Source organism: Terrirhizobium terrae, from assembly GCF_030323265.1.
Lineage (GTDB): Bacteria > Pseudomonadota > Alphaproteobacteria > Rhizobiales > Rhizobiaceae > Neorhizobium.
In genome coordinates, this window is the sequence record NZ_CP104992.1 from 2,388,356 (window position 1) to 2,401,442 (window position 13,087).

The 13,087-nt window shown below is 60.2% G+C and carries 11 protein-coding genes and 1 tRNA gene; 9 read left to right on the forward strand and 3 right to left on the reverse strand.

All coding sequences use genetic code 11. The features are described from left to right. Window positions 1–326: 326 nt before the first annotated feature. Window positions 327–1,172 (reverse strand): class I SAM-dependent methyltransferase, encoded by an 846-nt coding sequence (locus N7E02_RS19470; RefSeq protein WP_286579281.1) that lies wholly within the window; start codon window positions 1,170–1,172, stop codon window positions 327–329. A 545-nt stretch (window positions 1,173–1,717) separates the two neighbouring features. On the opposite strand from N7E02_RS19470, the gene N7E02_RS19475 reads away from it, so the two are divergent. Genes N7E02_RS19475 through N7E02_RS19485 form a run of 3 tightly spaced genes read left to right on the forward strand, consistent with a single transcriptional unit; the run spans window position 1,718 to window position 3,705 of the window. After that, window positions 1,718–2,074, forward strand: a complete 357-nt coding sequence (locus N7E02_RS19475; protein ID WP_286579282.1) for a DUF3489 domain-containing protein — start codon at window positions 1,718–1,720, stop codon at window positions 2,072–2,074. Window positions 2,075–2,080: 6 nt separating this feature from the next. Beyond that, window positions 2,081–2,518 (forward strand): DUF2924 domain-containing protein, encoded by a 438-nt coding sequence (locus tag N7E02_RS19480; protein WP_286579283.1) that lies wholly within the window; start codon window positions 2,081–2,083, stop codon window positions 2,516–2,518. Beyond that, entirely contained in the window at window positions 2,515–3,705 is a 1,191-nt protein-coding gene (locus N7E02_RS19485; protein ID WP_286579284.1) for a recombinase family protein, read from the forward strand. Before N7E02_RS19480 ends, N7E02_RS19485 begins: the two co-directional genes overlap by 4 nt. 734 nt (window positions 3,706–4,439) lie before the next feature. Here the strand turns inward: N7E02_RS19485 and N7E02_RS19490 are convergent. Further along, window positions 4,440–4,513, reverse strand: a tRNA-Gln gene (locus N7E02_RS19490). Between the two features lie 300 nt (window positions 4,514–4,813). Between N7E02_RS19490 and N7E02_RS19495 the strand changes: the two genes are divergently transcribed. Together N7E02_RS19495 and N7E02_RS19500 are read left to right on the forward strand one after the other, a co-directional pair. After that, window positions 4,814–6,436: a Ppx/GppA phosphatase family protein gene (locus N7E02_RS19495; protein ID WP_286579285.1), complete on the forward strand. Its 1,623-nt coding sequence runs from the start codon at window positions 4,814–4,816 to the stop codon at window positions 6,434–6,436. Beyond that, a complete protein-coding gene (locus N7E02_RS19500; protein WP_286579286.1) occupies window positions 6,433–7,173 on the forward strand; it encodes an RlmE family RNA methyltransferase in 741 nt (246 codons plus the stop codon). Before N7E02_RS19495 ends, N7E02_RS19500 begins: the two co-directional genes overlap by 4 nt. Window positions 7,174–7,176: 3 nt before the next feature. On the opposite strand, the gene N7E02_RS19505 is transcribed toward N7E02_RS19500, so the two are convergent. Continuing rightward, on the reverse strand, window positions 7,177–8,586 hold the full coding sequence (locus tag N7E02_RS19505) for an MFS transporter (protein WP_286583935.1): 1,410 nt from the start codon (window positions 8,584–8,586) through the stop codon (window positions 7,177–7,179). A gap of 212 nt (window positions 8,587–8,798) precedes the next feature. Here N7E02_RS19505 and N7E02_RS19510 point away from each other — a divergent pair, with 212 nt between their 5' ends. The 4 genes from N7E02_RS19510 (at window position 8,799) to N7E02_RS19525 (ending at window position 13,024) form a co-directional block, all read left to right on the forward strand. After that, window positions 8,799–9,803, forward strand: a complete 1,005-nt coding sequence (locus tag N7E02_RS19510; RefSeq protein WP_286579287.1) for an MBL fold metallo-hydrolase — start codon at window positions 8,799–8,801, stop codon at window positions 9,801–9,803. Between the two features lie 189 nt (window positions 9,804–9,992). After that, window positions 9,993–11,486, forward strand: coding sequence for an IMP dehydrogenase (guaB, locus tag N7E02_RS19515; RefSeq protein WP_286579288.1), 1,494 nt, complete (start codon window positions 9,993–9,995; stop codon window positions 11,484–11,486). Window positions 11,487–11,608: 122 nt separating this feature from the next. Then, entirely contained in the window at window positions 11,609–12,028 is a 420-nt protein-coding gene (locus tag N7E02_RS19520) for an MAPEG family protein (RefSeq protein WP_286579289.1), read from the forward strand. Between the two features lie 99 nt (window positions 12,029–12,127). Then, window positions 12,128–13,024 (forward strand): dienelactone hydrolase family protein, encoded by an 897-nt coding sequence (locus N7E02_RS19525; RefSeq protein ID WP_286579290.1) that lies wholly within the window; start codon window positions 12,128–12,130, stop codon window positions 13,022–13,024. The last annotated feature ends 63 nt before the right edge of the window (window positions 13,025–13,087 follow it).

Consider the following 13,087-nt stretch of genomic DNA (forward strand, 5'->3'; position numbering starts at 1 on the left):
TTGCCTGGCGCTCTCGGCAATCGCATCACTGCTCCAATGATAATATACCCCAAATGAAGCGTGCCCGCGGCTCGACCGTCAGACATCGAGGAATCACTCTCACTCCGGGAATGATCAGCAGTCGTTAGAGCAAAAAATGCCAAGTGATGAAAGCTTCAGCACGACACTGCTCATCATTTCGGCGGCCGCTCCGTTTCTACTTTTTCTCACCGGACACCAGCTAAGCTCATCTCCGACTGCCCCTTAAAACAAGAGTCGCAGGCCTTTTTGATATAGCGCGGGCAGATCCGTCATCTCATGAGAAACCGCTTTCCGAAGTTGGTGTGTCAGACCATCGATGCGATCGGCCGGCTGGCAAAAACGGAAAAACACGGCCCGCCAGGGTGATCAGGAGTATCGTGTGCGACCTCGATGTCGGTGAAACCTAACGCGGAAAGCAAACGGAGGATATCCTCTTTGTTCATCCAGTAGTGTCGGTCTTTCATGCCACCACAGAATGCTTTGGTTTCATTCGCGTTGAAATAGCGGCGCTCATGATAGGTCACTGGAATGCCGTCAATAACGCGATCTGTCGTGCTCCCGCTGAAGGCTTGTCGCCGAACATCGGTGTGAGGCATGGCTGTGTCTGAAAAGTAATGTGTCCAAAGGTAGATCTTGTCGCACCGAGCCGACAGATTTTTTAGAAATAGGCCTGGATCCGCCATATGATAAAGGACGCCTGAAGCAACGCCCAAATCATACCGGCTTTCAGTCGTCTCTAGCCACTTGAGCGCGTCACCTAGATGAAAGCGTGCGCGATCTATATGAAGGATCTCCTTGGAAACCAAGCATCGCAAAAAACACTGTTTGTTGGCTTCGATTGCGTCGATCAGCAATGGGTTCTGCTGGTTAAGCATATAGGTATGCATGCCCTCCAGCGGCCCAATCTCCAAGATCCGCTTGTCGACAATCGAGCCGGAACGCTCAAGTGCCCAGACAATTCGGCCGTCAGCATATAGTGGATGAGTGCCTGCTAGAACCTGCGCAGATGGAGGAAAGGCTGAATTCCATCCTGTTAATGTGTCGATCGCATTCTGCGGCGTCGGCGCATCTTGGCAATACTGCTCGAAAAATGAGTCACCTGGTTCGACGCGGGACGCTCGCTTCCGATCAAAGAATCTTCTGAAACGCATTGATTCATCCTGTTAAGACTCGCCGGTAACTCGGCTCTTGGCAAAGTCGACATAGTCTTCACAAGCTGCAAACGCAATATGCTCGCACTGACCGCTTTCTCGATGGGGCGACATTGTGCGTCAAGATCAAACATGGGGCGCAACTGCTTGCAACAAGCGGTGTCGCGGCAGAATTGTTGCTAGTGCACAGCGCCGCGCTGATCTATCAGACCGAAGCCGAGTCACTGAAATAGAAATAGATGCTTTTGAAACGCTGTAGCGCCAAAAATGCAGAGTGAAACGCACGTTTGTTGCCCGACTTTAACGCGGTTTCAGGCTCATCCTCGTATGCTACGTGCTGGTGGTTCGAGTTGCTCTACGGAAGCCGTCATCGATCCTATCGCTGATAGCAAGGTCGATCGCTAGTTTGCGCTGGACTTTTGCCTCAAAGGAAGCGGTACTTGAACACAAGGCAAAGCCAGCGGTTGGCGCCTGCCTTCGCCCGGACCTCGGGCTTCACTCAGTGCAAGGCCGGATATCCTGGCTGGAATTGAGTGGAGAACACGATGGCATCGCCAACAGGTGAAAATGTTTCCGACATAGCTCCGGTCGCCGGCGCGGCAATTCTGCGGTCTCCGCTGAAAGCCGCAGCTCTGAAAGCCAATCGCCGGCCGGCAACCAAATCCAAGAGGAATCAACTCCTCGCTTTGATCGCAAAGCCAGCCGGTACAAAGATCTCGGTCCTCACCGAGCGTCTCGGCTGGCAGGCGCATACCGTCCGCGCCGCGTTGTCGAGGCTGCGCAAACAAGGGCATAGCATCCTTGCCACTAAGGCGCCGAAGACGGGCGAAGCCGTTTACCGGCTCGTGCCGCCGACGCAGGGGAATGTCGATGATCCCCAAGTCGCGGCATCGGAGGTCTGAGGCGCGATGGACTCCGAACCGACGAAAACATCGTTCGATATGCTTGATCGCGAAATGTGCCTCAAGCACTGGAAAACGCAATTCGGCTATGGGCCACCGAAATATGCCTCCGTGGAATTCATGAGAAAGGTATTTGCTTATGAGGCGCAGGTGGCCGCTTTCGGTGGCCACTCGCGGGCTGTCCGGAACGTCCTTAAAGCCTGCTTGAAGGAGGCCGGGCGAGGGAAGGCGAAAGCTGACGCGAAAGCCATCCCTTCTCCCGCAGCCTTGCGACCCGGAGCTCATCTGGTTCGGGAGTGGAACGGCCGCATCCATCAGGTCGAGGTCACGACGAATGGCTTCCAGATGGACGGTAAGCAGTATGGCTCGCTTACTGCCATCGCGCGCAAAATCACCGGGGCGGCGTGGTCCGGTCCGAGATTCTTCGGGTTGGCCAAGACATGAAGACCATTCGCTGCGCAATCTACACCCGGAAATCCTCCGAGGAGGGGCTTGGTCAGGAATTCAACTCACTGGATGCGCAGCGGGAGGCCTGCGCATCCTATATCGCCAGCCAGAAGCATGAGGGCTGGGTGTTGGTGCCCGCCTACTATGATGACGGAGGCATATCCGGAGGCACCTTGGAACGGGCGGGATTGAAGCGCCTGTTAAAGGACATCGATGCCGGAGTGATCGACCAGATCGTGGTCTACAAGATCGACCGGTTGACGCGATCGCTGGCTGACTTCGCCAAACTTGTCGAGCGCCTAGATAAAGCGAATGCCTCCTTTGTCTCGGTCACTCAGTCCTTCAACACCGCCACCAGCATGGGCCGGCTGACATTGAACGTGCTCCTCTCCTTCGCGCAGTTCGAGCGCGAAGTGACGGCTGAGCGCATCCGGGACAAGATTGCCGCCTCCAAGCGAAAGGGGCTCTGGATGGGAGGGCAGGTGCCTCTCGGCTACGAGCCTGATGGCCGGTCCCTGAAGATCATCGAGGAGGAGGCGGAGACGGTGAGGCGCATCTTCGACCTGTATCTCGAGCTTGGTTCGATCTACGCGGTCAGGGGAGCGGCAAAGGACTTGGGCCTGCGTACCAAAGCCCGCCCGAGAATGGGGGCCAAGAAATACCGCAAGGAAGAGGATCAGGACGCAAAGGTCGTCAAACGCCCTGCCGCAACTGTTATCGGGCCGGCGCCATTTGGGGTGACCAACATCCACTACATCCTGACCAACCCGGTATATGCCGGGCGCATTCGGCATAGGGATCAGTGGCACGATGGCAATCATCCCGCGATCATCGACCCCGACCTATGGGATGCAGTCCAGGAAAAGCTCACCGCTTTCGCTGCCCGGTCACGCGGCGTGAGCCATATCGCCAAGATGTCGCTGCTGGCCGGAAAACTCCATGATGACAGCGGCGATTACTTCACGCCGAGCCATGCCCAAAAGAGGGGTATCCGCTTTCGCTATTATGTGTCCAACCGACTGATGAGCGGAAAACAGACGGATGCGTCGGTAAAGGATCGGGGATGGAGGCTGCCGGCGCCGATGCTCGAAAGTCAGCTCGCCGAAGCAATAGTGCATCACTTGATCGATCGATTGCCGAGGATCTCGCTCTCACCCTGTCGGTCGATGAGATCGAACGTGTAAAGCACCGCCTCGAAACTCTCGCAGGCGGCATCGAAGGCTACCTGCCTGTGATCCTCAAATGCCTTGAGAAAGCAACGATCATGCAGGGCAGGGTCGATCTGGTTCTCATTGATCAATGCGTAGCCGAACTCATCGAGGTTCCTATGGATTGCATCAATCCAGCGACCTTGTCCTTCTCCGCCAGCTTCCAGTACCGCAAGCGCGGTGTCGAAACGAAGTTGATCATCGGTGCGGGAGCCATCAAATCACGCGACGAAATTTTGACCCGCAACATTGCCAAGGCGCAGCAATTCTATGATGCGATCAAGCAGGGGCGGGGCTTCGACGAAATCGCTAAATCAGAAAATCTCTCCACGCGCCGGGTGATGCAGATCATCGATCTGGCCTTCTTGGCGCCAGCCATCGTCCAGTCGATCGTGACAGGCGAGCAGCCGCTTTCCCTGACGACCAAATGGCTGTCGAATAACTCCATGCCATCGGACTGGCTGGCTCAGCGCCGAGATCGTCGCCGCTCTCTGAGCGCACCCGCACTCGCATCGATTGATAAAAGCATCGGCGTCTGATGCAGCTTCCTCGAACTGTAAGTTTCGACATGGCGGGGAGAGACTGGGGCTAAGAAATGCAGGTCATTCTAGGCCGCCAGCAGTCTCAGGCGCTTCCTTAGTGAGGCAAGCCACTGAAGTTTCGACACAATTTTGCGCCGTATGTAAGTCTATCTGGGAAAAGAAGAAGATTGGCTGGGGAACCTGGATTCGAACCAAGATTAACGGAGTCAGAGTCCGTCGTTCTACCGTTGAACTATTCCCCAGCAGGAAACGGCTTGTGGCCGGCTCATCGGTGTGCGGCGCTTATAGCCAAACCTTCGCGACTTGCAAATACCCTTTCCGAAATTTTTTCGCGGTGCTCTTTGTGGGCTGCCAAGCCCGGGCGAGGGGCATATGCAGGGCCCTGATAAAGGGTGAAGTCCAGGCCTGGCCGATGCTTCGTCTGCTTCCGAAAAAGGCGGTTGGCGAATGGCGCCCACGCTGTTATCCTTGAGACAACGAAGCAATCAGACGCCGCAGCGTCCCTTTTCAGGTGGTGCGCGGCGAGATGGACAGAACGACCAATGGACCCCGATAGCGGCCGTGTGCCGCAAAATGGCGGGGCGTCGGCGGCAGAAGGCGGGGCTGGCAAGCCATCCCGCCGCAGGAAGGGCAAACGCGGCGGCAAGAACCGTAACGCGTCTGCATCTCCGCATGCATCATCGGCCCCTGCGGCCGAGAATGCCGCCCGTCTCGAAGCGAAGCAGGATCAACCTGCGCGCAAGCGTAAGCGTCGGCGGTCGAGATCCGACCGTGCCGCCAATCCCGACATCGCTGCTGCGCCGTCGAACGCGTCCGTGCGCGCCGAACCGCATCAGCGCCAGCAGAATTCTTCCCAGCCCGGCAGTGCCTCGAAGTCCAAGGGACGAGACCGTCGCAAGAAAAATCGCGGCGGCCGCGGCCTTCAGGGGCGTCCACTTGCTCAGGGCCAAGGTCAAGGCAAGCAGGGCCACGGTCAGGGTTCCGCCAAGGATGCGCTCGCCCGCGACGCGTTGAACGGCGTCTCGCAGCCGGCGCTCTTGCGTGCCACGTCGTCCCACGCAGCCGAGCGTGGCAATGGCGCGGCGATCGCCGGCCAGTCCGGTTTCGACGCGGCCATGCCGTTGCGTGACGATCTCTATGCCGCGCTCGATCTCGGCACCAACAACTGCCGTCTGCTGATCGCCCAGCCGACACGGCCCGGCCATTTCCGGGTGGTCGATGCCTTTTCCCGCATCGTCCGTCTGGGCGAGGGGCTGGCCGCCACCGGCAGGCTGTCCACCGATGCCATGGACCGCGCCGTCGAGGCCTTGCGCATCTGCGCCTCAAAACTTGCCTCGCGGCCGATCCGCAAGATGCGGCTCATCGCCACCGAAGCCTGCCGCGCCGCCGCGAATGGCGAGGAGTTTCTGGCCCGCGTCACCGCGGAGACGGGGCTCGACCTCGAAATCATCGACCGCGAGACGGAAGCCCGGCTTGCCGTTTCCGGCTGCTCCTCGCTCGTCGGTCGCGAGGCGCGCTCCATCGTGCTCTTCGATATCGGCGGCGGTTCGTCGGAAATCGCGGTGATCCGTATCGGCGACAACCGGTCGTCGAGGCTTGCCAACCACATCACCCACTGGACCTCGCTGCCCGTCGGTGTCGTGACGCTGTCGGAACGCCATGGCGGCCGCGATGTCACACCGGATGTCTTCGAGGCCATGGTGGTCGAGGTCGAGGGCATGCTGGCGAAATTCGATTGCCCGCCGATCGGTTCGGCCAGGCGTAGTGCGGATCACGATTTCCACTTGATCGGCACCTCGGGCACGGTCACCACGCTTGCCGGCGTCCATCTCGACCTGCCGCGCTATGATCGCCGCAGGGTCGATGGTCTCTGGCTGTCGGATGCGGAAGTCTCCGCCATGCAGGCAAAACTGCTCTCCTGGGATTTCGCCGGCCGTGCCGCAAACCCCTGCATCGGTCCGGACCGGGCCGATCTCGTACTTGCCGGCTGCGCCATCCTGGAGGCGATCCGCCGCCGCTGGCCGAGCCAGCGGATGCGGGTGGCCGATCGCGGCCTGCGCGAGGGGCTTTTGACAGATATGATGGCCGATGACGGCGTATGGCGGCGCGGACGCTCCCGTCGCTCGGCGAACGGCGGTTCGGAAGAAGGTTTGAGACGGCGATGACGAAACCACCGGTCGGTATCAACAGGACAGGCCGCAAGCTCGGCCAGAAGGTGAAGAAGGGCAAGCTGAAGGCCTCTTCGCGCCGCTGGCTCGAGCGCCATATCAACGACCCCTACGTCCAGCGGGCCAAGCTCGAGGGGTATCGCGCCCGCGCGGCCTTCAAGCTGCTTGAAATCGATGAGAAGCACCAGATTCTCAAAGGTGCCAAGCGCATCATCGATTTGGGCGCTGCTCCGGGCAGCTGGTCGCAGATTGCCGCCAAGGTGACGAATTCGACGGACGAGGACCCCCGCGTCGCCGCGATCGATTTCCTTGAGGTCGATCCCTTGCCGGGTGTCAAAATCCTGCAGCTCGACTTTCTCGATGACAGCGCGCCCGAGCTTCTCAAGGAAGCGATCGGCGGCGTGCCCAATCTCGTGCTGTCCGACATGGCGGCGCCGACGACCGGCCATCACCGCACCGATCACCTGCGCACCATGCATCTCTGCGAAGTCGCGGCGCATTTCGCCATCGAGGTTCTGGCCGAAGGCGGCCACTTCCTGGCGAAGACTTTCCAGGGTGGTACGGAAAAGGATCTGCTTGACCTGCTGAAGAAGAATTTCAAGCAGGTCATCCATGTGAAGCCCGCCTCGTCGCGACAGGAATCGGTCGAGATGTTCCTGCTCGCCAAGCATTTCAAGGGCCGTCGGGCCGTGGAAGCTGATGGCGAGAACGAGGACGAGACGTCCGAGGTCTGATCCTTACTCTCCAGCTTCCGGCTGCACGACGCGTATCCCGCGACGGTGGCCGGAAACGTCTGCGCCCGTCAAAGGGTCCAGATTGAAGATCGGCACGATCGAAAACACCGAAACGGCCGCCACGATGAAGAAGGCGATGTGGAAATCGCCAAGCTGCAGATGCGTGCCGGAAAATGCCGAGGACATTTCCAGGATGAAGGCCGCGAAGGCCACGCCGAGCGCAAGGCTCACCTGCTGCATGGCCGATGCCATGGATGTCGCCTGGCTCGCCAGCTGATCGGAGATTTCCGAATAACCGAGCGCATTAGCGCCGGTGAAGAACAGCGAGCGGAAGAAGCCCGCCACCAGCAACGAGCCGATGATGAGAATATGCGGCGTCTCGGGCGTAAAGAAGCCGTTGACCGCCGTCATTGCCGCCCCGAGCAGACCGGCAAAAAGCAGTGCGGTGCGGAAGCCGAGCAGCGCAAACAGCCGCCGGGCGAGAAACTTTACCGTCAGCGCGCCGATGGCGCCGGCGAAGGTGATGAGGCCCGACTGGAACGGGTTGAGCCCGAAACCGAGCTGCAGCATCAGCGGCATCAGGAAGGGGATGGCGCCGGTCGCGATGCGAAACAGCGTGCCTCCTGTGGTTGACGCCCGGAACGCCCGGTCGTTGAAGATCTTCAGGTTGAGGATCGGGTGCGGATGCCGCCGGGCGTGACGCACATAAAGGAAGGAGGCGACGAAGCCGGCGATCGCCGCGCTGATGCCGATGGCCGGAGGCAGTGCCGGCAGGCCAATCACCGATAGACCGAAGACGACGCCCGAGGCGGCGACTGAGGTGAGGAAGAAACCCGTCCAGTCCAGCCGCTCGGTTGCCATCGGCGGCACGTCGGGCAGGTGGACGCCGGTCAGGTAGATGCCGGCAAGCCCGATCGGCACGTTGATGATGAAGATCCAGTGCCAGGAGAAATAGGTGGTGATGAAACCACCGATCGGCGGCCCCGTCAGCGGCCCGACGAGTGCCGGGATAGTGAGCAGCGCCATGGCCGAAACGAGTTCGCTGCGCTTGGTGGTGCGCAACAGCACCAGGCGTCCGACCGGGGTCATCATCGCCCCGCCCATGCCCTGCAGGAAGCGCGACATGACGAACTGGATGAGCAGATCGGAGATGGCGCAGAGTATCGAGCCGATGACGAAGACCAGGATCGCCAGCCGAAAGATCTTCTTCGCCCCGAATTTGTCCGACATCCAGCCGCTGATCGGGATGAACATGGCAAGCGCCACCATGTAGGAGGTCAGCGCTAGTTTCAGCGTGATCGGGCTGACGCCGAGATCGGCAGCGATCGTCGGCAGTGCGGTGGCGATCACCGTCGAATCCATCTGCTCCATGAACAGCGCGACGGCGAGGATGAGGGGAATGATGCGGTTCATTGAGACGGATGTCATGGGATGACAGGCCCGAAAAGAAATAGGTGAGGGCGGTGTAAACCTCTAATGCTCATCTGCCAAGGATGATCCTGTGCTTTCTCGTTCCGGTGTCACGTCTGCGTGAAACGCAGATTTTCCCGCAGCCGCGTCGTCTACTTTTCTTGCCATCGCGCTAGATATGCGTGGCGGAACAATCTGCCGTGAGGGAGTGGGATATGGTTGAAAAAGGTATCGGAAGAAGAACCTTGCTGGGTACGGCTGGTGTCACCATCCTTGCCGCGCCGGCAATCATTGGCAATCGGGCAGCATTTGCCCAGGACAGCACAAAAGCGAGTAGTGAATTGGCAATCGATCGCGTCACCCCACCCGACATTCACAAGTTCAAGGTCGGCGATTTCCAGGTTCTCGTCGTCAAGGATGGTTCACGCGCATCCGGCGTGCCGAACGAGACCTTTGGCACAAACCAGTCGGCCGAGACCGTCGGCGCGCTGCTTGCGGAAAACTTCCTGCCGACGGACCAGTTCGTCAACGGCTTCTCCCCGACCCTGATCGATACCGGCAGCGATGTCATCCTGTTCGACACCGGCTTCGGCAAGGCCGGTCACGCCATGGGCGCCGGCCGTCTGGTCGAAGGCATGGCCGCCGCGGGCTACATGCCGGCGGATGTCACCAAGGTCGTGCTGACCCACCTTCACGGCGACCATATCGGTGGCCTGATGGAAGACGGCAAGCCTGCCTTCGCCAATGCCAGCTACATCACCGGCCAGACGGAATACGACTTCTGGACCGATGCCGCCCGCGCCGGAACGCCGGCCGAAGGCAACCAGAAGGCCGTGCTTGCCAACGTCAAGCCGCTCGCCGAAAAGATGACCTTCATCGGCGAAGGCGGCGAAGTCGCCCCCGGCATCACCGGCATGCTCGCCGCCGGCCATACGCCGGGTATGATGATCTTCAACGTCGAATCGCAGGGCAAGCGCCTCGTACTGACGGCCGACACGGCAAACCATTTCGTTCTGTCGCTGCAGCGCCCGGATTGGGAAGTGAAGTTCGACATGGACAAGGCAGCGGCCGCTGCGACGCGCAGACGAGTGTTCGACATGATTGCCAGCGACAAGGTCGCCTTCCTCGGCTACCACATGCCGTTCCCGGCCGTCGGCTACGCGGAAAAGCAGGAAACCGGCTACCGTTTCGTGCCGAAGAGCTACCAGTTCGACATTTGACGTCAGTTCACGACTGACACGTGAGCCATGCAAACCCGGAGGGGCAGCCCTTCGGGTTTTTTCTGTTCCCTTCCTGTCATGAACGTGTTACCAGCCCTCGCCAACTTCCATGTATTTCATGCAGAAGAAGCCGGACAGGGATTTTCCCTTTTCCGGAGGATTCTGCCTATTCAACCGAAGGAATTGGCAATGGCTCGGATCGTAATCTCGGCAACCGGCGCGGAAGCGCTTACCTTTGACGATGTCCTCCTTCAGCCGGGACACTCGGAAATCATGCCGGGTCAGACCAACATCTCCACCCGCATCGCCAAGGATATCGACCTTTCGCTGCCGATCCTGTCTTCGGCAATGGACACCGTCACCGAAAGCCGTCTGGCGATCGCCATGGCCCAGTCGGGCGGTATGGGCGTCATCCACCGCAACCTGACCCCGATCGAGCAGGCCGAAGAGGTCCGCCAGGTCAAGAAGTTCGAAAGCGGCATGGTCGTCAATCCGGTCACGATCGGTCCTGACGCGACGCTCGCCGAAGCCCTGTCGCTGATGAAGGCGCACGGCATTTCCGGCATCCCGGTCGTCGAAAACGGCGGCCGTCCGGGCCGTCTGGTCGGTATCCTGACCAACCGCGACGTCCGTTTTGCCTCCGATCCGTCCCAGAAGATCTTCGAACTGATGACGAAGGACAATCTCGTCACCGTCAAGGACGGCGTCGATCAGGGCGAGGCCAAGCGCCTTCTTCACTCGCACCGCATTGAAAAGCTGCTCGTCGTCGACAATGACGGCCGCTGCATCGGCCTCATCACCGTCAAGGATATCGAGAAGTCGCAGCTTAACCCGAACGCCGCCAAGGATGCCCATGGCCGCCTGCGTGTTGCAGCCGCCATTTCCACCGGTTCCGATGGCGTCGAGCGCGCCGAGCGCCTGATCGATGCCGGCGTCGACGTCATCGTCGTCGATACCGCCCACGGTCATTCGCAGAAGGTTCTGGACGCCGTTGCCGCAACCAAGCGCATGTCGAATGCGATCCGCATCATCGCCGGCAACGTCGCGACGTCGGAAGGCACCAAGGCCCTGATCGATGCCGGCGCCGATTGCATCAAGGTCGGTATCGGCCCGGGGTCTATCTGCACCACTCGCGTCGTCGCCGGCGTCGGCGTGCCGCAGCTCGCAGCCGTCATGGCTTCGGTTGAAGAAGCCAACAAGCACGGCGTTCCGGTCATCGCCGATGGCGGTATCAAGTTCTCGGGCGATCTCGCCAAGGCAATCGCCGCCGGCGCTTCGGCCGTCATGGTCGGCTCGCTGCTCGCCGGTACCGATGAAAGCCCGGGTGAAGTCTACCTCTATCAGGGCCGTTCCTTCAAAGCCTATCGCGGCATGGGCTCCGTCGGCGCGATGGCGCGCGGCTCGGCTGACCGCTATTTCCAGGCGGAAGTGCGCGACACGCTGAAGCTCGTGCCGGAGGGCATCGAAGGGCAGGTTCCCTACAAGGGCCCGGTCTCGGCCGTGCTGCACCAGCTCGCCGGTGGCCTCAAGGCAGCCATGGGCTATGTCGGCGGCAAGGACATCAAGGATTTCCAGGAAAAGGCGACCTTCGTGCGCATCTCCGGTGCCGGCCTTCGCGAAAGCCATCCGCATGGCGTGACGATCACCCGCGAAAGCCCGAACTATCCGGGCGCAAGCTCGTAAATTTCATCGAGTAAGGGTAAAACCTTGCCACAAATAGCCGGGCTGCACAGCGGTCCGGCTTTTTCATTTGTGCTCACGGACAAAAGCACTATTCATGTCGACCTGACACTTCGGGAGACCCCATGCTTTCCACCAATGCAACGCTCTGGCCGATGATTGCCCATGTGGCGCTCGTCTTTTTCCTTTACTGGCTTCTCTCGGTAAAACGCACCTTCGCGGTGACGCGCGGCAGTGCCAAGGCCAGCCAGTTCCGCGAGAACCGTGAGGAGCCGCCGGAAAGCCTGCTGGTCCATAACAGCATCAAGAACCAGTTCGAACTGCCGGTTCTCTTCTATGCCGCCAGCCTGACGCTCTATGCCTCGACCGCCGATAATTGGGGCACGGTCGCGCTCGGCTGGATCTTCGTCATTTCCCGTTACGTCCATGCATGGGTGCACCTGACCAACAACCGGCTGCGCTATCGCCGCCCCGCCTTCCTCGTCGGCTTCTTCACCCTCTTCCTCATGTGGGTCTGGCTCGCCGTCTGGCTGGCGCTCAACTGATCCCTGCGGCCGGGAGCTTTCACGAACACGTGTAGCTTTCCCGGTCTCCATTGCCTGTAGGCTCCGATGCGTGACTTCATTCGGATGAGGAACAGAGCCATGGATAAGGAAGACAACGGGGAAATCCCGAAAATCACCCAGGCGATGATCAGCGCCTATGACGAATACACCCATCTTCATCTCGACCGCCGCAAGTTCATGGAACGGTTGACGGCGCTTGCAGGCTCCGGCGCGGCCGCTGCGGCGATCGCCCCCATGCTCGCCGCCGATGGCGCGCGGGCGGAGATCGTTCCGGCCACAGATGATCGTTTGACGATCGAGGACGTCACCTTCCCCGGCACCAAGGGTGTGACGATAAAGGGCTATCTGGTGCGCCCGAAAGCGGCCACCGGCCCGCTCGGCAGCGTCATCGTCATCCACGAGAACCGTGGGCTCAACGACCATATCAGGGATGTCACCCGTCGCATGGCGCTGGAAGGGTTCAATGCGCTGGCGGTGGACTTTCTCTCGCCGCTCGGCGGCACGCCGGCCGACGAAGATCAGGCGCGGCAGATGTTTTCCACCCTCGATGCGGCGGACACAGCCGCCAATGCCGAAGCGGCCCGGACCTATCTTGCCGGCATCGATGGCGCCAACGGCAAGGTCGGCGCGGTCGGTTTCTGCTGGGGTGGCGGCACGGTCAACAACTTCGTCGTCCATTCGCCCGGCCTCAATGCCGGCGTCGCCTATTACGGTGCCCAGCCGAAGGCCGAGGATGTGCCGGCCATCAAGGCGCCGCTGATGCTCCATTACGGCGGCCTCGACGAGCGCATCAATGCCGGCATCGCGGCCTATCGCGAGGCTCTGGAGAAGAACGGCAAGACCTTCGAGATTTTCGTCTATGAAGGCGTCAACCACGCCTTCAACAACGATACCTCCACCGCCCGCTACGACAAGGCGGCCGCCGATCTCGCCTGGAACCGGACGGTTGCCTTTTTCAGGAAGTATCTGGCCTAAAGCAGTTCCAGCAAAAGTGGGAACCGGTTTTGCGTCCGGAACTGCGCTAAGAAAAAGCTGGAG